Origin of the sequence: uncultured Desulfosarcina sp. (assembly GCF_963664155.2) — a bacterium.
Classification (GTDB): domain Bacteria; phylum Desulfobacterota; class Desulfobacteria; order Desulfobacterales; family Desulfosarcinaceae; genus Desulfosarcina.
The window spans coordinates 4,283,309-4,302,667 of sequence record NZ_CAXXXH010000001.1 but is presented as its reverse complement, the minus strand read 5'-3'; the positions used below and the strand labels follow the sequence as shown (position 1 = coordinate 4,302,667).

Here is a 19,359-nt window from a genome sequence, read left to right as displayed (position 1 = left end):
ATGAAATCTATCGGACTTCTCATCGAACTCAAGGACGGGCAGGTCAAGGAAGCCAATTTCGGCATGGCCACCACCGCCCGCGGAGAAAACCGGCAACTCGTTGCCCTGGTAGTGGATGAATCGGCCACGGACGCCCAAACGGTGCTGGAAGCCTATGGCGTGGCCCGCATCGTAAACATCCGCACCGGCAACCGCAGTTGGGATCCGGCCCGCCGGGCGGCGGCGGTGGCCGCTGCCATGCAGGAATTTGGGATCGACAGCCTGATCGGCCTCACCAGCCCCAGCGGCAGGGAGCTGCTGCCGCGCATCGCCGCCCTCCTGGACGCCCCGCTGATCATGGACTGCACCGAAATCGACCTGGACGTCCACCGGGTGAAGACCTCCCAGTATTCGGGCAAGACCGTCGCCACCATCGCCCTGACCGGCGGTCATTTTATCTATGGCATGCGGGCCAACGTCGTCACCCCCCTGAAAGCACCGGCGACGGCGGAATTTATCGATTTCTCCTTTGACGGTTATCAAGGCAGCGGGTACGAAGTAATCGAAACACGAACCGACGGCAGCGGGTCCAAGTACCTGGCCGAATCGGACATCATCATTTCCGGTGGAAGGGGATTGAAGCGCGCTGAGAACTTTAAACTGCTCTTTGACTGCGCCAGGCACATGAATGCCTCTGTCGGCGCCTCCCGGGTGGCCGTAGACAACGGCTGGGTGCCCTACGCCATGCAGGTGGGCCAGACCGGCGTCAAGGTGAATCCCAAAGTGTATATGGCCGTAGGCATTTCCGGTTCCATCCAGCACTTTGCCGGAATGAAAACCGCCAAAATGATCATTGCCATCAACACCGATGAAAACGCCGCCATCATGGCCAACTGCGATTATTTTGCCGTGGGCGACCTTTTTGAAATCCTGCCTGAACTGGAAAAAGCCTTGGCGGCGGCAAGGCATTGAAAGGGAATATCGTGAAGACCTGGCAGCCCGGTTTTATGGTTGATTCGGAAGCATTTCAAATCGAACCGATGCGACAGCAGTCAACCGAAAAATTTTTCTCTGAATGCCTGTCACCCATGTTCAAAACACGCCCCAGACAAGCTTTTTTTTACGGATAAGCCTGACCACAATAAAATGGGGTCAGGCTTATCCGTCTTGTCACTATCACCGTCGGTGTCGTAGGCACTTGATGCATCACGCACACCATTGCCGGTCCAAAAGGATCAGAAGGTCTCTTCTCAAATAGATTTCCAGCACCTATCGCGTCTGGCTGTCAATTAGTCTGCCGCTGCCGGGGCGATTTGTTTTTCCCTTTTAGCCTTTTTCTTTACGGGATCCTGAGCATGTCGCTTTTTGGGAGGCGCCACTTTCGGGGCCGCCAGTTTTTCGGCTTTGATTTCCTTCTTGCGGATGATCTGGTTTTCCAGTTCCAGAATGCCGGCCAATTGGTGTTTTGCCTGGCGAATCTTTCCTTTAAAATGTCTGACCTGCGCATCCCGTTGAATTTGGCTTTCGGTCATCCCTATTGATTTAAGCGTTTCCACCCGCCCCAGCAACTGTTCTTCCGTTACGGTCTTACGTTCTTCGATGTATGGTTTTTTTCTCAACATGACCAACTTTTCCCTTCACAAATGGTTTGGAGTAGTGGTGCAAATTCGGGTTACACGTTCGGTCAATCGGTAAGACCAACCGTGGGCCGTAAAAGGAGATAATGCTGACGATCAGGATATATTAAAGAATAAGCGCCCAAGTTCCTTTTCATTTTAATCCTAACTCCGGAAGGTTTTTACGTTAAGATCTGAGAGAAGCAAAATCAATATCAATTGAGAAACCGATTGGTAGTTTATTGGTAGGATCCAAAGCAGGCGGTGCTTTCCCATACGTGCCAGGTCTTTCGCGATATGGAGAGTGCCAAGGAAGGTGGAGCGGACAAGCGGTATTAATACCGTATCCAGGAAACCGAGAAGTGCCGGGCGGTCAGAGCGGCCACATGGTCGTCGAACCAGTAATGGGCCACCGGCCAGCGGGTCTCATCGTAGGTGAGCGTCATATACGTGTCGTCGGCGATCGCCGCCACCCGGCAGCGGGACAGGCCGGCCATGCCCTTTCCCACAGCCTTGAGCACAGCCTCCTTGGCGGTCCAGAAGCGGAAAAAGTTATTCTGCCGATTGCCGCCCACCAGTTTCCATTCGTCCTCACTGGCAACTTTCGCCAGCAAGGCGTCGCTCACCGGACGGATCGTCTCCAGGTCCATTCCCACTGGCGAAGTGGACGCCACGCCGCCAACCATGTCGGATTTGTGGGTCACTGACCAGTGGACGCCGCCTACCGGAAGCGGAACGCCCTTCTGGTTCTTGGGGAAGCTGTTCAGATGAAGCCCGCTTTTTTCACATGATTTCATCAGGGCCGACCGGGCCAGACGGCTCAGCGCCTTGACCTTGTCCCGCCCGCTGAGGCGCTGATCGGCTTCAGAGACCGTCAAGATCACCGGAAAGATTGTCGTCGCTGCTGGCATCATGGGAATCAATCCGGTGCACCGGTTTCTTTTTGAATCGCCAAGGCCATCTCGTAGACCGTTTTCCGGGGCAATTGGTAGCGGTGGGCAAAGGCTTTGGACAGGCCCGAAAGATGGGCCCCGGGTTGCGCCAGCGCATCGCGAAGCGCGTCGGCCAGGTCATCCGTGGGAACTGAATCGGAAGCCGCTGCGCCGTCCACCATCAGCGTGCATTCTCCTTTGACCTCGGGACGATCGGCCAGCACGATCAGGATTTCGGAAAGCGTGCCGCGGATGAACTCCTCGTGAATTTTGGTCATCTCACGGGCCAGCACCGCGTGCCGGTCGCCCATCACCGCACGGATCTCATCTAAAAAAACCGACACTCGCCGGGGAGATTCGTAAAAAATCAGCGTCCGGGGTTCAGCGGCCAGCGAAGCCAGCAGATCCATCCGTTTACCCTTTTTTTTGGGCGTAAATCCCAGGAAGACGAAGGCATCCGTGGGCAGTCCCGATGCACACAGCCCCGTGACTGCCGCCGACACGCCCGGAATGGGAAAGACAGTCAGACCCGATTCTACGGCTGTGCTCACCAGCCGGTAACCAGGATCGGAAACCGAGGGTGTGCCGGCATCGGAAACCAGGGCCACGGAGCCACCGGACCGGATCTTGTCAATCAGCTCCGGGGTACGGTGGCGTTCGTTGTGCTCATGGCAGGAGATGAGGGGCGTGCGAATGCCGTAGTGGAACAGCAGTCGGGTGGTGTGGCGGGTATCCTCGGCGGCGATCAGGTCGACCCCATTCAGGACCCTGATGGCACGCAGGGTGATGTCTTCCAGATTGCCGATGGGCGTTGCCACCACATACAGGCCGCTTGGGCATCGAACCGGCTCCCGGTCATCCATAGGCAAGGGCAAAGGCATTTTTGACGACCTCGATGTCGATTTTCCCGGAAGCGGTGTCGATGGCCACCACGTCGAAACGGGCGCTGGCGCCGGTCTGTCCGGACCGTTTCAGGTAGTCCAGGGCGGCCATGGATATTTTTCGCTGTTTGGCAGGGGTGACGGCGCCTTTGGGACTGCCGAACCGGCGGGTGTTCCGGGCCTTCACTTCCACGAAAACGATGGTACGCTTCTCCATGGCAATGATGTCGATTTCACCCATTTTGGATCGATAGTTGGTTTCGAGGATGCGGTAGCCCGTCCGCTTGAGAAATTCCTCGGCCAGTCGCTCGCTCTTTTTTCCGAATTGTTGCTGCCGGTTGAGCATTTATCGTCCCAGATACTCCCGAACCCCCTTGAAGGTCCGGCGGTGAATGGGGCAGCATCCGTGGCGCATGATGGCCTCCCGGTGAGTTTGGGTGGGATACCCTTTATGACGGCAGAATCCGAATTCGGGGAAAAGGGTATCTACCTGGGTCATGATCCGATCCCGGGTGACCTTGGCCACGATGGAGGCCGCGGCAATGGAGATGCTCAGCGAATCCCCCTTTTTGATGGCCTGCTGGGGCAGATCCGAAGCGATGGTGAAAATGCCGTCGATGAGCAGATGGTCCGGGCGGGGCTGCAGGTTGGCCACCGCCATGGCCATGGAATGCAGGGAGGCCTGCAGGATATTGACGCGATCGATCTCGGACGCGTCCACCATTCCGATCCCGATGGCACTGGCAACGGTATACAGCCGGTCGTAAAGGCGGCTGCGCATGGCCGGTGTCAGCTTCTTGGAATCGTCGATCCCGGGAAGGTCGGCACCGTCGGGCAGGACGACCGCGGCAGAAACGACGGGGCCGGCCAAGGGACCCCGGCCGGCCTCGTCGATGCCTGCAACGATCTGACGGCCCATGTCGCGGGCTCTTCTTTCAAATGCCCAGAGGTCTGATATCATGTGATCCGACCGTTTGCGGGTTTGCCGACGAACCGACGCCAGGGGCCAAGGGCGTGTGTGGGCGGTGGCAATGACTTACTTGAATCGTTTTTCCCGGATTCTGGCAGCTTTTCCGCGCAGTTTGCGCAGGTAGTAGATCTTGGCCCGCCGCACCCGACCGCGGGTAACCACTTCGACCCGGTCGATGATGGGCGAATTTGTCGGGAAGACCCTCTCAACACCCACGCCGTATGAGACTTTGCGGACGGTGAAGGTAGCATTGGCCATCCCTTTTTTCCTGCTGATGACAACGCCCTGGAAGGCCTGGATACGCTCTTTGTTGCCTTCACGGATCTTCACATGAACGGTGACGGTGTCTCCCGGTGTGAAGTGGGGCAGATCCATGCGGATCTGTTCTCTTTCGATGTTCTTGATGATTTCCATGATTACTCCCGATAATGATGTTATGTTTCAAAGCTGCATTCAGCGTTATACTCGGATTCAGCCGCCCAGCACCCGGTCCAGGATGATCGACACCGCAGACCGCACCGACAGATGATTGTATGTGCCCGTCCCGGTCAACGGATCCAGTATATAATCCGCCTCGGCCATGAACGTGTCGGAAAGCCCCCATGCCGTGCCGAAGGCCAGAACGAGCGGCGTCGCATCGACCAGCATTTCACGCAACCGGAGGTATGGCAGGCTGCCTGCATGCCGTCTGGCCGTCGTGCCGACGGTCTTGGGCCGACACCCTTCCGCTGCGGCAATTTCGCCGATCATCTCCTCGAAGGTGGCCTTGACCCGGACCAGCTCCAGCGCCTGCCGGCGATTGGGGTTGTATGTTCCCCCCACCCCGGTGCCCCAGTGGTCAAGGATGCGGTTCACGAGCACCATCTGGTCCTTCAGCGGGGTGATGACATAGTAGCCTTTGACCCCATAGGTTCGGCACACTCTGGCAATGTCGTGCAGATCCAGGTTGGTGACCGCCGAAGCGATCGTTTTCCCGTTCTTGTCGATCACCGGATGGTGAATCAAGGCGACGTAAAGCCGTTTACCCGATGAGCCTGTCAATGTCCCGGCGCCATTTTTCCAGTATTGCCCGCTCCTGCGGAGAAAAATCCCGCTGCGCTAAAAGGTCCGGCCGTTTCAAGACAGTCCGGATCAAGGCGGTTTCCCGGCGCCACCGGTCGATCTCCTGGTGATTCCCGGATAGCAGCACATCGGGCACCGGCGCATCTCCGAAGGTCGGCGGCCGCGTAAAGTGCGCGTGCTCTACAAGCCCGTCACTGAAGGTATCGCTTCCGGCAGAATCCTCGTTGCCCAGCACACCGGGGATCAGCCTTGCCACCGCATCGATCACCACCATGGCCCCCAACTCGCCGCCGGTGAGAACGAAGTCACCGATGGAGATCTCCGCATCTATATGCTGGTCGACAAACCGTTCATCCACGCCTTCATAACGACCGCAGACGAAAATGAGTCCTTCCTCGACGGCCAGGGATTGGGCCAGGGACTGATCGAACCGCTTTCCCTGCGGCGACAGAAGCAGCGTCGTTGCCGAAGGCACCCTTTTTCTGGCTTCTGCCAGGGCCGCTGCCAGGGGTTCCGGTTTCATCACCATCCCGCATCCGCCGCCGTATGGCCGGTCATCGGTAACCCGATGCCGCCCTTTGGCATGGTCGCGGATATTGATGACAGCGGGGTTTATTTTTTGACCCTGAACCGCGCGCCGGATGATTCCGTGATCCCAGAACGGGCCAAACAGCTCAGGGAAAAGGGTGAGTACACAAACGTTCATGGTTCCATCAGCCGCCGGTTCAAAGCCCTTCCGGCGGATCCACGATCATGGTCCGGCCTTCCAGGTCAACCTTCACGACCACGTCGCCGGTGGCGGGAATCAGCAGTTCCTTTGGCTGTCCGTTCTGCTTGCCCTTGACCACGTAAATATCGTTGCCAGGGGTGGGAATGACTTCCTCTAGGCGACCCAGCAGGGTCCCGGTGGTATTATAGACACTCAGTCCCACCAGATCGAACCAGTAATAGGTGTCTTCCTCCAGCGCCGGCAGGCGAGATTTGCCCACGAATAATTCCGATCCGGCCAGGCTTTCGGCCTGATCGCGGTCGGTCACCGCCTCAAGGGTCATCAGCAGCCCCCGTCCGTAGGACTGCACCCATTGAACGGTCAGGGTCCGTACCGAGCCATCGGGGTGTGAAACCAGGATTTCCTTGCCCGCTTCATAGACGGACAGGGATTCGGCATAGGAGTGGACCTTGAGGCTACCCCGAATGCCATGGGCACCGACCACCCGGCCCACCAGGACGAGGTCGTCCCTGCCGTTGAGGCTACTCGATGATTTCAAGAACCGTACGTTTTTTAATTTTAGCGGACGCCGCGCTCAACAGGGTGCGCATGGCTCGAGCCGTCCGCCCCTGCTTGCCGATCACCTTACCTAAATCCTCTTTGGCCACTTTCAATTCAATAACGGATGTCTGGTTACCTTCAATCTCCTCAACGGAAACCTGGTCGGGGAAATCAACCAACTCCCGCGCAATGAATTTGATCAGCTCTTTCATAGCTCCGTCTCCTTTGTTGCGGCTGAGACCAGGTTCGGTGCAATCCGTTATTCCGCAGCGGCGAAAACACCTTCACGTTTCAGGATCGTTTTGACCGTATCGCTGGGAGTGGCTCCCTGGCCGATCCAGTACTTGACCCTTTCCGCATCCAGAATCACCTGTGCCGGATCCTGCAGCGGATTGTAAGTTCCGAGTTTTTCCAGAAAACGACCGTCCCTGGGGCTGTCATTGTCAGCGGCGACGATCCGGTAAAAGGGTCTCTTTTTTGCCCCATGCCGGGCCAGTCTGATCTTTACTGCCATTGTTGTTCTCCTTTAGAAGGGCAGCATGCCGCGGCCCAATCCGCGCATACCGCCTTTATTGATTTTCTTCATCATTTTCATCACCTGTGCATAATTTTTCAGCAGACGGTTTACATCCTGGACCCGGGTTCCGCTCCCGGCGGCAATCCGCTTGCGGCGGCTGCCGTTGATAATTCCGTATTGATGCCGCTCATGGGGCGTCATGGAATTGATAATGGCTTCGATGTGGACCAGTTCCTTTTCGTCCACCTGCAGGTTCTTCATCTGCTTGATTTTGCCCATACCGGGAATCATGCCCAGAATATCCGTCAAGGATCCCATTTTGCGAATCTGGCGCATCTGATCGCGGAAATCCTCCAGAGTAAACTGGTTTTTGCGTAACTTTTTTTCAAGCTCGACGGCTTTTTTCTCGTCCACCGCCTCCTGGGCTTTCTCGATCATGGTGAGGACGTCACCCATGCCGAGAATCCGGGAGGCCATGCGATCCGGATGAAAGGCTTCCAGTTGGCTGAGTTTTTCACCCACGCCGATGAACTTGATGGGCTTACCGGTAATGAAACGGATCGACAGAGCCGCCCCGCCCCTGGCATCACCGTCCATTTTAGTGAGCACCACACCGCCGATGTCCAGGCGTTCATCAAAGGACTTGGCGATGTTCACCGCATCCTGGCCGGTCATGGCGTCGGCCACCAGCAGGATGTCCGTGGGCTTCACCGCCGCGCGAATACGCGCCAGCTCATCCATCAAGGTTTCATCGATGTGAAGCCGTCCGGCGGTGTCCAGCAAAAGGGTGTCGCAGCCCGCCTTTTGGGCCGCCACCCGGGCATCCTGGCAGATCTTCACCGGATCCATGTCCGGTGTGGAATCGTAAACCGGCACGCCCAGTTGGTCGCCTAACGTTTTCAGCTGGTCGATGGCCGCGGGCCGGTAGACGTCGGCCGGCACCAGGTAGGGCAGTTTTCCGGATTTTCGCAGCATCACCGAAAGTTTTCCCGCCGTGGTGGTCTTACCCGAGCCCTGAAGGCCCACCAGCATAACTGCGACCGGCTTTTCCCCAGACAGGTTCAGCCCCTGATGGGTTTCCCCCATGAGCTCGGTGAGCGATTCGTTGACGATCTTCACCACCTGCTGGCCAGGAGTGAGGCTGCCCATAACCTCCTTGCCCAGCGCGCGCACCTTGATATCGGCCACCAGCTTCTTGGCCACCTGGTAGTGGACATCGGCCTCCAGAAGCGCCATACGCACCGCACGCAGGCCGTCGGCAATATTCTTTTCAGAAAGCTTGCCCTGCCCCTTGAGCTGCTTGAAGACCGAATTTAGCTTGTCGCTGAGCGTGTCAAACATGACATTCCACCGGCAGATCAACTAAAACCTTGAAAGTAGATTTTTTTAAATGGTATGTCAAGACAATAAAAAAGGCCAAAAGGCCCCGTATTCCTGTTCAATCGATGGGCACGGGCAGATTCGAGCCCTTGCATTACCCATGTACCCCTTGACAACCCCGGTCCGACAACCCGGTCCGGCACGTGGATCCCACATCATGGCCCCAGAATCAAGCAAAATCGACATCAAAGACCTGTCCCGGCAACAGTTGGCCGACTGGCTGACGGGCCAGGGCAGACGTCCCTTTCGCGCCGACCAGATTTTAAGGTGGGTGTACCTGCGCCAGGCCGACCGGTTTGACGACATGACCAACCTGGGAAAACCGCTCCGGGCGGACCTGGAAGCGGCCTTCGTCAATCCCCGCCTGCAGGTGGAAAGCGAGGCCGTCTCCCGGGACGGATCCCGCAAGCTGCTGTTCAGGCTTCACGACGGCCTTCACATCGAAACGGTGATCATCCCCGAAAAGGAGCATTTCACCCTGTGCATCTCCAGCCAGGTGGGATGCAGCCAGGGATGCAGCTTCTGCATGACGGCCCGGGGGGGATTTGCACGCAACCTATCTGCCGGAGAGATCATCTCACAGGTGCGCGATGTCCAACATCAGGTAAGTGTGCAAGGCGGCATGCCCCTGACCAACATCGTCTTCATGGGTATGGGAGAACCGCTGGCCAATTATAAAAATGTGGTCCAGGCCCTGGATGTAATCACCGACGGCGATTTCGGCCTTAAGATCTCCACACGGCGGGTCACCGTATCCACTGCGGGGCTGGTTCCTAAAATGGCCGACCTGGGACGTGACATCCGGGTAAATCTGGCCGTATCCCTCAATGCCACCGACGACGACACCCGCAGCCGCCTGATGCCCATCAACCGCAAGTATCCTATCGCCGACCTGATTGCGGCCTGCCGAAGCTATCCCTTGCCGCCCCGCCGAAAGATCACCTTCGAATACATCCTGATGAAAGGCGTCAACGACAGCATGGCCGACGCCGGACGGCTGGTGAAACTGCTGCGCCCCATCAAAGCCAAGATCAACCTGATCCCTTTCAACGAACACCCGGGAAGCGAATTCAAGCGCCCCGATGCATCCCGGATCAGCCAGTTCCAGGAATTCCTGGCCGATCATCATTACACGGTGATCGTCCGCCACAGCAAGGGGCAGGACATTGGCGCCGCCTGCGGCCAACTGAGTGCCGAGGTCCGAGGACTGAAAAAGGGAGACTGATCTCCGGGTGCTGAGGACCGCAATCGGTCTTCAACTTTTTCGGCCTTTTCTGTCCTCAAGCTTCTGTCCCCCGACATCCGACTTCAACCTTCAGCCTATCCACCTCTTTAGATCATATACCGTTTAATCTCTGCCGGCGGAATCCCCAGGACCGTCACCTGGCGGCGATTCAGACCCATCTGCACGTTCACCGCCACCGGGGTTTGGTTCGGCGCCTTGCTGTAGCCGGCACAGATGCCAGCGGCCAGCGTCACCATCGGCTCACTGCCGCCGCCGGGAATCACCACCACCGGGCCGGGAAAATCATCCACTTTCAACACCATGTCCGTTTCCGGGTCGATGCAGTGATTGATCTGTTCGTTGTCCTGGCGGGTGCGGCCCACAACGATTTTGGTCTTTGGATCCAGGCGCATGTGCCGGCCGAATTTGAGAAGGTCGAGGTCCTTTTCCGGGTAGTCGGCCTGGTGGTCGAAAAGATCCTTGAGCCGGCGGCTGAAAATCTTGTCCGTCAGCAGACACCCGCCGGCCGGCGCCGGAAAATCGGTCACCCCGAATTTTTCGGCCAGTAGCAGCTGCGGTTTCCGGGACCGGCCGGAAATATCCAGCAACCGCTCCCGGTCCACGAGTCCTTGTTTTTCCGGGAGGGTCTCCGGTAGATTTTTTGCGGAAAGGGGCCTTACGATGGTCCCGTCATATCCGGAGTGCTTTTCCACATAACGCAGGGAGGTGCGTGTCTGACTCATGGGGCGCTGCCCCAGCACCTCTCCGGAAAAGAGGAAATCGAAACCCCGCTCAGTCATGATCTCGCCGGCCAGGCGAAACATCAGCGTATGGCAGTCCATGCACGGATTCATGTTCTTGCCGTATTTCACGGATGGCGACCGCATCATCGCCAGGTATACCGGGGTAATTTTGCGCACCATGAGCGGAATGCCGGTTTTTTCAGAGGCCTTTTTTGCCTTTACCGATGAAAAGAAGGGAGTCTCAAAGGATACCCAGTGCACCTCGATCCCCTGTTCCCGCAAAACCAGCGCACTTAAAATACTGTCCAGCCCACCGGAGCAGAGCCCCAGGGCACGAACAACCTTTTTGTCTGAAGACATGATTTCCTTTCCGTTAACGCAGGCACCACGACTTCACGATATTTTGGAGCCTGCTTCAAAACGCTTCAGTCTGGACCAATCAGGCGGACAATCATTTCAACCGAAAGCAGACATGGCATCGGTCGAGAACTGAAATGGGAGCCCGCCCTCTTATTGATCGAAACGGGATATTTTATAATTGACCGTTTGATAAGGGTAAAGACACACCACACGCCTGTCAAGCGATGGCCGCGCCGCTGTCGGGGCATGGCCGTTGACAAACACTCCCCACCCATCTATCCGGGGCCACCGTTACTGCACGAAGCGATCGGAAAAATCAAGCCCGGGATCAAGGTTTTGGGTTTAGGCCTTGACGGAATACATAACAGCTATGATATAGCTCCTCTTAGACGACAAAGGTCCGTGGACGGAAACCGGATGCGAACTTTAAGCCTTTAACCTTCAGCCTAAAAACCTAACCATCCCCCCTGGGAGCCACCCATGAAACATGACATCAATCTGACGGTCAACGGCGACACCTACCATCTTTCCGTGGAGCCCTGGCGTACGCTCAACGAAGTGTTACGCGAGGATCTTAACCTGACGGGAACCAAGCTGGGCTGCGGATCGGGAGACTGCGGCGCCTGCACGGTGATGGTGGATGGCAAAAGCGTCAGTTCCTGCCTCACCCTGGCCGTGGAGATGGATGGCAGACAGATCCTCACCGTGGAAGGGCTGGCCCCCTCCGGTGAAACGCTGCATCCCATCCAGGAGGCCTTCATCGAAAAAGGGGCCATCCAGTGCGGATTCTGCACCCCCGGCATGGAACTCTCCGCCCTGAACCTGCTGAAAACCAACCCGTCTCCCAGCGACACCCAGATCCGATCGGCCATCTCCGGCAACCTTTGCCGCTGTACCGGTTACAACAAAATCGTGGATGCCATCGCCGAAGCCGGCCGACGCATCAAACACCCATCCAAATCCAGGAGGTGACGGTCATGCCAGCAGCCCGATTTGATTATATCGCCCCAACAACCGTGGATGCGGCGGTGGCCGCTCTCGTCGAGGGCGACAGGGACACCCGGGTCATGGCCGGCGGCACCGACCTGCTGGTCAAGATTCGCCATCGGATGCTATCTCCCAAACGCATCCTGAGCCTCAAGCAGATCGCGGGACTGGATGCCATCACCGTTGATAAAAAAAATGGGCTGACCATCGGCGCCACCGCCCTGCTGGCGGACGTGGCCGCTCATAAAGGCATCCGCCGCTACTATCCCACCGTGGCCGAAGCGGCCGGTGGTACCGCCAACGTGCAGGTGCGCAACATGGGCACCGTGGTGGGCAACCTGTGCAACGCCTCTCCGTCGGCGGACAATGCCCCTACCCTGATGGCCATGGGCGCGATGGTGGACATCGCCGGCCCCACGGGCTGCCGGTGCATGGCGTTGGACCAATTCTTCCTGGGGCCGGGCCTGACCGCGCTCAAGCCCGGTGAAATCGTCACCGCCATCCGCGTTCCTTTTCCCGCTGCCGGATCGGGCACGGCCTACCACAGCCTCTCCCAGCGGGGAAAACTGGACTGCTCCGCGGTAGGCGTAGGCACCCTGGTTGTTCTCAAAGCCGACCGCTGCACGGATGCACGGATCATCGTCGGCGCCTGCGCCCCGGTGCCCATGCGCACCCAGGCGGCGGAAAAGATGCTGATCGGGAAAAAAATGACCGACACCCTGATTCGCCAGGCGGCCCGGACGGCATCGGAAGAGACGTCGCCCATCACCGACGTGCGGGCCAGCGCCCCCTATCGCTGGAAGATGGTCTCGGTGCTGGTCATACGAGCCCTTACCGACGCCCGGAAAATGGCGATCCGCAAACAGTAGGGCCGGCATCGCGTAGATTTCTTGCACCGGCGGCACGCGCCGATTCTCAACAAAGGATTGCCCATGAACGCGCACAGCATCATCGGAAAAGATATCCCCCGGACCGACGGCCGGGCCAAAGCCACCGGCCAGGCTATTTATGCCGACGACATCAAACTGCCCGGTATGCTTCACGGCAAACTGCTCAGAAGCCCGCTGCCCCACGCCAGAATACTTAGCATCGACACCCGCCGAGCGGCTTCCATGCCCGGTGTGCACTGCATCATTACCGGACAGGACATCCCCCGGGTCACCTACGGGAATTGGCGGCTATTCCCCGGCACGCAGGACGAATATGCCCTGGCCATGGACAAGGTGCGCTTCATCGGCGATGAAGTCGCCGCCGTGGCCGCCGTGGACCGGGATGCCGCCGAGGCGGCCATCGAACAGATTAAAGTGGAATACGAAGAACTTCCCGGCGTCTTCGATGTGGCATCGGCATTGGCCACGGGTGCGCCGGTGGTTCACGACACGTCGCCCACCAATATCAGCATCGACCGCAAGATCGCCTACGGGGATATCGATGCGGGATTTGCCGCATCGGACTATGTGCGCGAGGACACCTTCACCGTCCACGCCGTCAGCCACGCTTACATGGAGCCCTGCGCCTGCGTCGCCCAGAGCGACCTGGACGGCCGCATCACCCTGTGGACTTCCACCCAGACCCCTTACATCGTGCAGTGCCTGCTGGCATCCACCCTGAACATGCGCGAAAATGACATCCGGGTGATCAAGCCCAATGTGGGCGGCGGATTCGGCGGCAAGATGGAGCTGCGGCCCTGGGAGTTCTGCGCGGCGTTCATGGCCCGTCAGACCGGCCGGCCGGTGAAGTTCACCCTCACCCGCGAAGAAGAGCTGGCTTTCGGGCGCCGGCGCCATCCCATGACCGTGCACTCCAAGGTGGGTTTTAAAAACGACGGCACATTGGTGGCCAAGGACCTGCACATCTATCTGGACGGCGGCGCTTACAACGCCATGGGCCCCACGGCCACCTTCCTTTCCGGCAACTTCGGCGCCATGCTCTACCGCTACCCCAACTACCGCTACCTGGGCGAACACGTTTATACCAACAAACCTCCGGCCAGCGCCATGCGCGGATTCGGCGCCCCCCAGACACTCTTTGCCGCCGAGACCCAGATGAACATAGCCGCGGAAGAACTCGGCATCGACCCCGTAGAGATCCGCCTGAAAAACGCCATGGTCTCCGGCGACGAGCTGCCCGGTGTCGCCACCATCAGCTCCTGCGGTTTCATCGAATCCCTCAAGGAAGTCAGGCGTATCAGCGGCTGGTCACGCAAGCGCAAGACCTTGAAACCGGGCCGGGGCGTGGGCATCGGCTGCTACAGCTTCATCTCCGGCGGCGTCTTCAACTGGTTCAACACCCAGTACCCCTTCTCGGCCGCCGAAGTAAGGGCCTTTGACGACGGCACCGTCCATCTGCTTACCATGGCCTCGGATATCGGCCAGGGATCGGACACGGTGCTCAAGCAGATCCTGGCCGAAACCCTGGGCCTGCGGATGGAAGACGTCCGGCTCACCGCCGCCGACACGGCCATGACCCCCCAGGCGGACCTGGGAACATGGGGCAGCCGGGTGACGCTGATGGCCGGCAACGCGGTTCTGGACGCGGCCGGAAAAATCAAAGAACGGCTGGCCGGCGCCGTTTCGGCCCGGTTCGACCTCAACGTGATCTTCGACATCGAATTTGCAGACGGGCGGGTGTTTGCGGCAGGCAAACCGGACCGAGGAATGACGTTTGGCGAGGCGGTGGCCTTTGTCCAGAAGACCCAGCGGGGTGAACCGCTGGTGGCCAGGGGGTCCTACACTCCCCGGGGCAAGGGGCTGGTGAGTCCGGCCTTCAGCTTCGGCGCCCAGGTGGCTGAAGTAAAGGTGGACACCGATACCGGCCAGGTCCAGGTGGAAAAAATGTGGACCGCCCACGACTGCGGCACGGTGCTCAACCCCATGGCCGTGGAAGGCCAGTTGGAAGGATCCGTGCACATGGGTCTGGGCTACGCCTTGTCCGAGCAGTTCGTCATGGACGGCGGAAAGACCTTGAATACGACCTTCCTGGACTATAAAATCCCCAACGCCGCAGACATGCCGCCGGGTGAGTCGGTATGCATCGACACCTTTGAACCCGAAGGTCCCATGGGCGCCAAGGAGGCCGGCGAGGGGCTGGTTTCCCCCACGGCGCCAGCCATCGCCGAGGCGGTGTTTCATGCCACCGGCTACCGGTGCAAGGATCTGCCGATCACGCCGGAGAAAGTGCTCAAGGGATTGGGTAAGCTTTAGGCCGAAGACGGACGATGGGCAGGGACACGATGGCGGCGATGCCCTCCTTTCCTGTTGAAAAGGGTTGCGGGTCTGCCGGGGACTGAAAGCGTTATCGGCGCAGGCAAAAACTGAAGAAACGAAATAAAAAACGTTAGCAGACCATACCGATCCGCGGGCTGAACAGGAATACCGCATGTCCATTGTCTTCCGGTTTGGCCGACGGCAATCCTATCAGTCTTTCGTGTAGTAAACACCGGGGATCCAGCTTTTATGCAATTTGGCCGTTTTGTCACCCGGGTCCGCGGATTCGTCGATGAACTTGAACGTATGCTTGCCGATACGGATGACATCGTTGTGCGCCAGTTTCTTCCGGTCGATGGGGGCCCCGTTGATGTAGGTATGGTTCGTGCTGTTCAAGTCTTCGATAAAATAGTCCGACCCGCCCGATGCGTCCGTGTTTTCGATCACTTCGATTGTTGCATGGTTCTGGCTGGCCAGCATGTCGTCGATGAAAATATCCGAATCGGTTTTCCGGCCGATCCGCAGCTCGGCCTTATCAAGGGGAATCCTCTTGATGGTTAGACCTTCATGGGTAAGAACGAGCATCGCCATTTCTCTTCTCCTTTTTTAATCACTACCCTTTCTTGACGGGTAAGCCTCATTTCAGTTTTTCCATACACGCTTCGATGTCAGCTTTTGCCTTGGCAGCGGAGGCATATCGTTTGGTTGTCCGCTTGGCCAGCATTCGGTTGATAATCGCCTTCACGCAGGCCGGCAGGCCTGGAGCAACCTGGGTCATCGGAGTAGGCGCATTATGGGAAATCGCATACAAAATGGCGGACATCGAATCGCCCCTGAAGGGTCTGGCTCCGGTGAGCAATTCGTAAGCGACGATCCCCAGGGAAAAAAGGTCCGAGCGACCATCTACAGGCTTTCCGTTCACCTGCTCCGGAGACATGTAACTCGGTGTTCCCAGAATCGTCCCGGTGCGCGTCTGGGAAGCATCGACGACTTGGGCAATGCTGAAGTCGGTGACTTTGACGCGGCCGTCTTTCAGCATCATGATGTTGGCCGGTTTGATATCGCGGTGCACCACGCCCTGGTTGTGGGCATAGTCCAAAGCGGCCGTGACTTCGGCGACAACGGCCAAAGCCCGGGGAGTCGGCAGCTGGTTGTCCTTATTGCAATATCGGGTCAGGGTTTCACCGTTGAGCAGTTCCATGGCGATATAAGCCATATCATGTTCTTCACCGACATCGTAAATGGAAACGATGTTGGGATGGGACAACTTGCCAGCCGCCTCGGCTTCCCGGGAAAACCGCATTTTAACTTCGGCCAGTTCCGCCGGTTCGACTTCCGAATACTCCAGCGTTTTGATGGCGACATCGCGGTTGATTTTAGGATCGCGGGCCAGATAAACCGTCCCCATGGCACCGCGTCCGATTTCTCTGAGAATTTCATAGCGTCCGAAGGTCGGTGTGGCGCTTCCGCCCCCTATTCTCAAAAAGGTTTCACCTCTGCCGCCGGCAACCATCGTGCTGTCCAGTTCGGTAAGCCGGCGACAGCGCTTGTCGACATCCTTGAAGGCACCGGCCGTCCGGATATGACGGTAAATGTCCAGGGCCTTGTTGAGCATGCGCTTGCGTTCGAAATCCAGCGCCAGATTGTACAGCAGGTTTTTGACCGTCCGATCCTGCACCGGGCACTGCACAAACTTCTCATAGGCCATGTCAAGCATCCCCTGACCCTGGAAGGAGAGCCCCAAGGTCTTGCAGGCATCCATTTTGTCCGCCTGCAGCCTGTGGGAAGCAAGCGTGAACTGGAGCAGGAGGAAGCCCCCCACCGCCAGAACCACCGGGCCCAGCACCTCGATCCTGTATCCATATCCCAGCAAAAGCCCGACGGCCACGGCATACCATGTCGTCAGGAAGATAAGCAGGATGGTGGCGCCGACCCGGGTGTTCACACGCGGAATCACAACAACAAGGAAAAAGGCAAAATAGAGAACGACCACGATCTCGAGCAACCGGGACCATGACGGCCGTAACAATCGTTCGGTGGCCAGGATTCCGGCCAGCGCGTTGGCCATGATCTCGACATCCGACGCACGGTCGTCCAATCCCACCCGATACGATCGGGCAGTCGGTTCGGCGGTTACCCCGATCATTACGATTTTATCCTTGAAAACAACCGGATCGATCTCCCCATTGAATATCTCGGAACAGGAGAAAAACCGTTGGCGCGTCCATTTACGGTCATGATTCAGCAACATCCGATAGACGCCGTCGGTGGACAGGTCCAGATGTTTTATCCGAAGGTGGGGTTGTCCGAAAAAATCCAGATCCACAGAGATGTCGTTCAACCGGCCGCCGATATGTTTGAGGGCCATCTGTAAGGGTAGCGCGGGAATCAGCCGCCCCTTGAAATCGATGAGCAAAGGAACGGTCCGGACCCTGCCGTCTGAATCCTCCTGCAGGTTCATGTGCCCCAGCGCCCCGGCTTTGCCCGCCAGGGCCTCGAAAGGTTCCAACACCCCATAGGCGGTCAGGGGTCCCTGCAACCCGGCACCGATGGCGTTGACTACCGCCAACGGTGTATTGTCTCTCCCGGTGGGCAGCACCGCGGCATTCAGGGAATTGACGATCATCATTCCCGATGGGTCGGCGGTTTCGTCCCCGGGCGGGTGTTGCATGGCGAGATGGATCGGCAGAACGACGTTCCGGCCCCGCCGGATGGCGGCAATCAACCGGTCATCCTGGTTCAACCTGGCTTCGGCACCGCCGAGCATGCCGGCAAACCTCTGTTTGGACGGTCCGTCACCTTTCCACTGCGGGTCGTTGAGTCGGGTTTTAAGTTCCCGGATTTCCATCAGCCCGGGGCTATGATCCGGTTGGATGTAGAGGATGCAGATGCCCAGGGCTTCGGCGCCTTGCTCCGATATCAGATTGACCAGGTCGGCAATTCGTGAGCGGGGCCAGGGCCAGTCGCCAAACTGGCGGATACTGGTTTCATCAATGGCCACAATGGCAATGGGCTGTTCTTCCGCGTGGAAAAAACGGTCAACCCAGAAATCGTAACTCCTGTTTTCAAAATAGTCCCAAGGGCCCAATGGAGCCACCATGCCGGCCAACACCAGCGCGGTCAGCAGGACAATCTGAATCAATGGCGCCATGAGAATTTTTTTCAACATATGCCGCGTTCGTTTCGGATCAGGATCTGGTAATGGCGCTGTATACAGAAGGCGTCACAACCTGTATGTTCATTTGCAATGTGTTGCATGCTATCCATGTTGCATCCGCGCATGGTTTTCGTTCAACCGGTAAATCATTGAACGTTATGCAAAATCAATGCAATTTTGAAGTTTTATTGAGCGTGTAAGGGGTCTGTAGGTCCACCCCTTGGGCAACCCGGCGTTGCCCCCACGCGAATAGTCTTTATTGCAGCGCTTAAAAACGGATTGAACAAACTCGCTGTCGCCCAATTCCCGTTCGTCCCCTTTTACCCGGTCCTGTCCTTTCGAAAGCGTTTTGGCCAGCTTCCAGCCGCCCACACTATGGATAAGCCCGCTGCCCACCCATTCGGGACGACGGCCGGCGGCAATCCCCTTTTCCACAAACCGAAGGTACTTGCGTCGGGCCGCTTTCTTGGTCTTGGCAAACATCGCCAGGATCCGGTCGTCATTTTGCCACCCGGCCTGCGGGTTGCCCATGATGACGCTGTGGCCGGCAAACAGACAGGTATCCAGCGCGCCAAGGTCCTTGACGATGCCGGCACGCAGCGGATTCAGATGGATGTAGCGGGTCAGTTCGAGCAGGTAGGTGACTTCCTGGCACAGAAACGATTTATGGAGATTCTTGAAAAGCTGACCGTGGCGGCGGTGCCGGCGGTTAAACGCTATAGCATAACCGGTGAACAGCCGCCGCATCAAGGTTGTCAGGGGCGTATCCGCAGTGCGGATCAAAAGGTGCACGTGGTTGGTCATCAGAGCCCAGGCAAAACAGGGCGTCGACGAATCGGCAAAGATGGATGCCATCCGTTCGATGAATTCGGTGCGGTCGGCATCGTCCTTGAAAATCGCCTTGCCCTCGATACCACGGATGATGACGTGGTGCAGGGCGCCGGGTGCATCGATGCGTGACTGTCGGGGCATGACCGTCAACATATAAGCCGGGCCCCTGGCTGGTCAACTTATATATTTATGGACGTTATCCGTTTTATTCTGAAAGTACCTCGCCGTACCGGGTATATCACT

At 57.9% G+C, this 19,359-nt stretch carries 21 protein-coding genes; 5 read left to right on the top strand and 16 right to left on the bottom strand.

Going from position 1 to position 19,359, the window contains the following annotated elements; genetic code table 11:
• Complete coding sequence (locus ACHZBS_RS19605) at positions 1-951, top strand: electron transfer flavoprotein subunit alpha/FixB family protein (RefSeq protein ID WP_319408213.1); 951 nt, start codon at positions 1-3, stop codon at positions 949-951.
• Between the two features lie 317 nt (positions 952-1,268).
• On the opposite strand, the gene ACHZBS_RS19600 is transcribed toward ACHZBS_RS19605, so the two are convergent.
• The 12 genes from ACHZBS_RS19600 to ffh all read right to left on the bottom strand — a co-directional run bounded on the left by ACHZBS_RS19600 (position 1,269) and on the right by ffh (position 8,568).
• Positions 1,269-1,601, bottom strand: coding sequence for a hypothetical protein (locus ACHZBS_RS19600; protein ID WP_319408212.1), 333 nt, complete (start codon positions 1,599-1,601; stop codon positions 1,269-1,271).
• Between the two features lie 329 nt (positions 1,602-1,930).
• Complete coding sequence (locus ACHZBS_RS19595; protein ID WP_319408211.1) at positions 1,931-2,509, bottom strand: 4'-phosphopantetheinyl transferase superfamily protein; 579 nt, start codon at positions 2,507-2,509, stop codon at positions 1,931-1,933.
• A gap of 5 nt (positions 2,510-2,514) precedes the next feature.
• Positions 2,515-3,408, bottom strand: coding sequence for a 16S rRNA (cytidine(1402)-2'-O)-methyltransferase (gene rsmI, locus ACHZBS_RS19590; protein WP_319408210.1), 894 nt, complete (start codon positions 3,406-3,408; stop codon positions 2,515-2,517).
• Positions 3,383-3,754, bottom strand: coding sequence for a YraN family protein (locus tag ACHZBS_RS19585; protein ID WP_319408209.1), 372 nt, complete (start codon positions 3,752-3,754; stop codon positions 3,383-3,385). The genes rsmI and ACHZBS_RS19585 overlap by 26 nt, the downstream gene beginning before the upstream one ends.
• Entirely contained in the window at positions 3,755-4,411 is a 657-nt protein-coding gene (locus tag ACHZBS_RS19580) for a ribonuclease HII (protein ID WP_319409101.1), read from the bottom strand.
• A gap of 33 nt (positions 4,412-4,444) precedes the next feature.
• Positions 4,445-4,792 (bottom strand): 50S ribosomal protein L19, encoded by a 348-nt coding sequence (gene rplS, locus ACHZBS_RS19575; protein WP_394708014.1) that lies wholly within the window; start codon positions 4,790-4,792, stop codon positions 4,445-4,447.
• Positions 4,793-4,849: 57 nt separating this feature from the next.
• Positions 4,850-5,419: an RNA methyltransferase gene (locus ACHZBS_RS19570; RefSeq protein WP_319408208.1), complete on the bottom strand. Its 570-nt coding sequence runs from the start codon at positions 5,417-5,419 to the stop codon at positions 4,850-4,852.
• On the bottom strand, positions 5,400-6,146 hold the full coding sequence (gene trmD / locus ACHZBS_RS19565) for a tRNA (guanosine(37)-N1)-methyltransferase TrmD (protein ID WP_319408207.1): 747 nt from the start codon (positions 6,144-6,146) through the stop codon (positions 5,400-5,402). Before trmD ends, ACHZBS_RS19570 begins: the two co-directional genes overlap by 20 nt.
• 19 nt (positions 6,147-6,165) lie before the next feature.
• Complete coding sequence (rimM, locus tag ACHZBS_RS19560) at positions 6,166-6,708, bottom strand: ribosome maturation factor RimM (RefSeq protein ID WP_319408206.1); 543 nt, start codon at positions 6,706-6,708, stop codon at positions 6,166-6,168.
• Positions 6,692-6,922 (bottom strand): KH domain-containing protein, encoded by a 231-nt coding sequence (locus tag ACHZBS_RS19555; RefSeq protein WP_319408205.1) that lies wholly within the window; start codon positions 6,920-6,922, stop codon positions 6,692-6,694. The genes rimM and ACHZBS_RS19555 overlap by 17 nt, the downstream gene beginning before the upstream one ends.
• A gap of 47 nt (positions 6,923-6,969) precedes the next feature.
• Entirely contained in the window at positions 6,970-7,224 is a 255-nt protein-coding gene (gene rpsP / locus ACHZBS_RS19550) for a 30S ribosomal protein S16 (protein ID WP_319408204.1), read from the bottom strand.
• Between the two features lie 12 nt (positions 7,225-7,236).
• Positions 7,237-8,568, bottom strand: a complete 1,332-nt coding sequence (ffh, locus tag ACHZBS_RS19545) for a signal recognition particle protein (protein WP_319408203.1) — start codon at positions 8,566-8,568, stop codon at positions 7,237-7,239.
• Positions 8,569-8,764: 196 nt separating this feature from the next.
• Here ffh and rlmN point away from each other — a divergent pair, with 196 nt between their 5' ends.
• On the top strand, positions 8,765-9,832 hold the full coding sequence (gene rlmN, locus ACHZBS_RS19540) for a 23S rRNA (adenine(2503)-C(2))-methyltransferase RlmN (protein ID WP_319408202.1): 1,068 nt from the start codon (positions 8,765-8,767) through the stop codon (positions 9,830-9,832).
• A 107-nt stretch (positions 9,833-9,939) separates the two neighbouring features.
• Here rlmN and ACHZBS_RS19535 read toward each other — a convergent pair whose 3' ends face one another.
• Entirely contained in the window at positions 9,940-10,935 is a 996-nt protein-coding gene (locus ACHZBS_RS19535) for a tRNA 4-thiouridine(8) synthase ThiI (protein WP_319408201.1), read from the bottom strand.
• Between the two features lie 480 nt (positions 10,936-11,415).
• Between ACHZBS_RS19535 and ACHZBS_RS19530 the strand changes: the two genes are divergently transcribed.
• The 3 genes from ACHZBS_RS19530 (at position 11,416) to ACHZBS_RS19520 (ending at position 15,125) form a co-directional block, all read left to right on the top strand.
• Positions 11,416-11,907 (top strand): (2Fe-2S)-binding protein, encoded by a 492-nt coding sequence (locus ACHZBS_RS19530; RefSeq protein ID WP_319408200.1) that lies wholly within the window; start codon positions 11,416-11,418, stop codon positions 11,905-11,907.
• A 5-nt stretch (positions 11,908-11,912) separates the two neighbouring features.
• Positions 11,913-12,791 carry a xanthine dehydrogenase family protein subunit M gene (locus ACHZBS_RS19525; protein WP_319408199.1) on the top strand — a complete coding sequence of 293 codons (879 nt, stop codon included), beginning with the start codon at positions 11,913-11,915 and terminating at the stop codon, positions 12,789-12,791.
• A gap of 63 nt (positions 12,792-12,854) precedes the next feature.
• On the top strand, positions 12,855-15,125 hold the full coding sequence (locus tag ACHZBS_RS19520) for a xanthine dehydrogenase family protein molybdopterin-binding subunit (protein WP_319408198.1): 2,271 nt from the start codon (positions 12,855-12,857) through the stop codon (positions 15,123-15,125).
• 213 nt (positions 15,126-15,338) lie between these two features.
• Here ACHZBS_RS19520 and ACHZBS_RS19515 read toward each other — a convergent pair whose 3' ends face one another.
• The 3 genes from ACHZBS_RS19515 to ACHZBS_RS19505 all read right to left on the bottom strand — a co-directional run bounded on the left by ACHZBS_RS19515 (position 15,339) and on the right by ACHZBS_RS19505 (position 19,257).
• Positions 15,339-15,719 carry an FHA domain-containing protein gene (locus ACHZBS_RS19515; protein WP_319408197.1) on the bottom strand — a complete coding sequence of 127 codons (381 nt, stop codon included), beginning with the start codon at positions 15,717-15,719 and terminating at the stop codon, positions 15,339-15,341.
• 46 nt (positions 15,720-15,765) lie between these two features.
• Positions 15,766-18,297: a serine/threonine-protein kinase gene (locus ACHZBS_RS19510; protein ID WP_319408196.1), complete on the bottom strand. Its 2,532-nt coding sequence runs from the start codon at positions 18,295-18,297 to the stop codon at positions 15,766-15,768.
• A gap of 144 nt (positions 18,298-18,441) precedes the next feature.
• Complete coding sequence (locus tag ACHZBS_RS19505) at positions 18,442-19,257, bottom strand: transposase (RefSeq protein WP_394708013.1); 816 nt, start codon at positions 19,255-19,257, stop codon at positions 18,442-18,444.
• Positions 19,258-19,359 lie beyond the last annotated feature (102 nt).

Coding starts and splice junctions, on each gene's coding strand:
- ACHZBS_RS19605 (WP_319408213.1), top strand. CDS start 1: ATGAAATCTATCGGACTTCTCATCGAACTCAAGGACGGGCAGGTCAAG.
- ACHZBS_RS19600 (WP_319408212.1), bottom strand. CDS start 1,601: ATGTTGAGAAAAAAACCATACATCGAAGAACGTAAGACCGTAACGGAA.
- ACHZBS_RS19595 (WP_319408211.1), bottom strand. CDS start 2,509: ATGATGCCAGCAGCGACGACAATCTTTCCGGTGATCTTGACGGTCTCT.
- rsmI (WP_319408210.1), bottom strand. CDS start 3,408: ATGCCTTTGCCCTTGCCTATGGATGACCGGGAGCCGGTTCGATGCCCA.
- ACHZBS_RS19585 (WP_319408209.1), bottom strand. CDS start 3,754: ATGCTCAACCGGCAGCAACAATTCGGAAAAAAGAGCGAGCGACTGGCC.
- rplS (WP_394708014.1), bottom strand. CDS start 4,792: ATGGAAATCATCAAGAACATCGAAAGAGAACAGATCCGCATGGATCTG.
- trmD (WP_319408207.1), bottom strand. CDS start 6,146: ATGAACGTTTGTGTACTCACCCTTTTCCCTGAGCTGTTTGGCCCGTTC.
- ACHZBS_RS19555 (WP_319408205.1), bottom strand. CDS start 6,922: ATGAAAGAGCTGATCAAATTCATTGCGCGGGAGTTGGTTGATTTCCCC.
- rpsP (WP_319408204.1), bottom strand. CDS start 7,224: ATGGCAGTAAAGATCAGACTGGCCCGGCATGGGGCAAAAAAGAGACCC.
- ffh (WP_319408203.1), bottom strand. CDS start 8,568: ATGTTTGACACGCTCAGCGACAAGCTAAATTCGGTCTTCAAGCAGCTC.
- rlmN (WP_319408202.1), top strand. CDS start 8,765: ATGGCCCCAGAATCAAGCAAAATCGACATCAAAGACCTGTCCCGGCAA.
- ACHZBS_RS19535 (WP_319408201.1), bottom strand. CDS start 10,935: ATGTCTTCAGACAAAAAGGTTGTTCGTGCCCTGGGGCTCTGCTCCGGT.
- ACHZBS_RS19530 (WP_319408200.1), top strand. CDS start 11,416: ATGAAACATGACATCAATCTGACGGTCAACGGCGACACCTACCATCTT.
- ACHZBS_RS19525 (WP_319408199.1), top strand. CDS start 11,913: ATGCCAGCAGCCCGATTTGATTATATCGCCCCAACAACCGTGGATGCG.
- ACHZBS_RS19520 (WP_319408198.1), top strand. CDS start 12,855: ATGAACGCGCACAGCATCATCGGAAAAGATATCCCCCGGACCGACGGC.
- ACHZBS_RS19515 (WP_319408197.1), bottom strand. CDS start 15,719: ATGGCGATGCTCGTTCTTACCCATGAAGGTCTAACCATCAAGAGGATT.
- ACHZBS_RS19510 (WP_319408196.1), bottom strand. CDS start 18,297: ATGTTGAAAAAAATTCTCATGGCGCCATTGATTCAGATTGTCCTGCTG.
- ACHZBS_RS19505 (WP_394708013.1), bottom strand. CDS start 19,257: ATGCCCCGACAGTCACGCATCGATGCACCCGGCGCCCTGCACCACGTC.